This is a genomic window from Shewanella sp. 11B5, assembly GCF_002836795.1.
GTDB classification, from domain to species: domain Bacteria; phylum Pseudomonadota; class Gammaproteobacteria; order Enterobacterales; family Shewanellaceae; genus Shewanella; species Shewanella frigidimarina.
Map to the genome: position 1 here is coordinate 1 of NZ_PJAP01000726.1, position 1,904 is coordinate 1,904.

2 protein-coding genes are annotated in these 1,904 nt (G+C 44.3%); one reads left to right on the forward strand and one right to left on the reverse strand.

Annotated elements, in window-relative coordinates; genetic code table 11:
- On the reverse strand, nt 1–646 hold a 646-nt coding region (locus tag CXF78_RS15770), incomplete at its 3' end, for a RimK-like ATPgrasp N-terminal domain-containing protein (RefSeq protein WP_180957178.1).
- A gap of 75 nt (nt 647–721) precedes the next feature.
- Here CXF78_RS15770 and CXF78_RS15775 point away from each other — a divergent pair.
- Nucleotides 722–1,813 (forward strand): GNAT family N-acetyltransferase/peptidase C39 family protein, encoded by a 1,092-nt coding sequence (locus CXF78_RS15775; RefSeq protein ID WP_102037315.1) that lies wholly within the window; start codon nt 722–724, stop codon nt 1,811–1,813.
- Nucleotides 1,814–1,904 lie beyond the last annotated feature (91 nt).

The window sequence follows — 1,904 nt, forward strand, 5'->3', positions numbered from 1 at the left end:
TAGCCGACTTAGTAAATAACTTTAACGCGGCTTTATCTGATGGCGGCATTTTCTCATGCTCATCCACCAGCATGGCAATTTCGTAACGATAACGTTTCGACGGTTTCGGTAAACGCCATACTTTTTGTGAAAACACTTCAAGATACTTGGCAAATAAATCTTGTTCAGGCTCGGTTAAATCCTGAAACGCAGCAGGTTCAATGGTATTAACTTGCCATTTACCTGACATTTTTAACAAACTCACCTGCAATACAGGCACAGTAAAACGTTCAAATATTTTACGTGCAAGCTTGTCTAGCGACGGATTATCACAATAGCCAAAATACAGCTTCATGCTGATTTCATTCACCGACTCTGGCAGCTTATCTAGGCCTGATTGCGGTAAACTAAAAAAACGATCTTGAGATAAATCATTAATGGTCATTACCCGGGGGATCACGCGATGCCCGCGAGCTTCCGCCATTAACGAGCAGTAATAACCTGTGCTTAAATAATCATAACTGCGACACAAGTTAATCACTTGCATGGCGCTTTGATCTGCAAATGCGCCCATTTCTAAATAATCATGAACCGTGACCATATGGTCACTGGGCAAATAGGGACGCCAATCATTAACATCGTCGGTGACAATTAAAAAATGAGCCATAAATATCTGTTGCCTCTTGTGCGGTTTAGCGCGTAAATTAAGCCACTATCATGTTTTGCCAACTCGAGCCGACTCATGCTTATTCGTCAAGCAACCCCCAGCGATTTACCGCAACTAAACCACATCGAAAACAATGCATTTAGTGGCGATAAAATCAGTTCTCGGCAGATGAAACGCTTTATCAATTCACCTCTGGACAGCTTATTAGTGGCCGAAATAGACGGCACACTTGCAGGCTATGCTCTGGTGCTGTTTCATCGTGGTACTCGGCTAGCCAGGCTGTACTCTATTGCCGTTGCAAGCGAATTTAGAGGTCGCAACATTGCCTTCGAACTGGTCACACAATGTGAGCACACGGTGGTCGAGCGTGGTTTCATTACATTACGCCTAGAAGTACGAAACGACAATATCGCCGCCAAAAATCTTTATTTAAAAATGGGTTATAAAGTCCTAAAGACCTTAGTGCATTATTATGACGACTTGGCCGATGGCGTGCGCATGCACAAACGCTTAGACCCACCAGGGCCAAGCAAAGTCATCAAGATGCCTTTGTATGTACAAACCACCCCATTTACCTGTGGCGCGGCCTGCTTAATGATGGCCATGAGTGCGGTAAAGCCGCAATATAATCCAAGTCGAGTTGATGAGCTGAGCATCTGGCGCGAAGCCACCACTATTTTTATGACCAGCGGCCACGGCGGTTGCAGTGTTCATGGCTTAGCCTTAGCAGCGATTAAGCGTGGCTTACAAATTGAAATGTACAGCCAATCAACCTCGGTTCCTTTTATTGATAGCGTCCGTGACAGCAATAAAAAAGCCGTCATTACCATAGTGCATGACGATTTTTGCCAACAGTTGATTTCGCAAGGTGTTGAGATACACAACGCGGCACCTACACTGGTTCAAATTAAACATTGGATTGACAGCGGTTATGCCGTTTTGCTGATGATAAGTACTTATCGCTTTAATGGCGAGAAAGGCCCACATTGGGTGGTATTAAGCGGTTACAACGAGCAGTTTATGTTTATTCACGACCCATTTGTTGAAGCACAAAAAGATGCGATTAACGCGGCGTATGTACCAATTAGTCAGTCAGAGCTGGCGCAAGTGATGCAATATGGGAAGCAGAAACAGGTGTCTTGTTTAGTGGTTAAGTCTTTATCATAACGATGGTTTTTTTATGGCCTGCGGCCACAACTGACTTTTTCAAACTTCGTTTGAATTTAGATCGCAAGGTTCCACCCTGCACGGGCCAAAA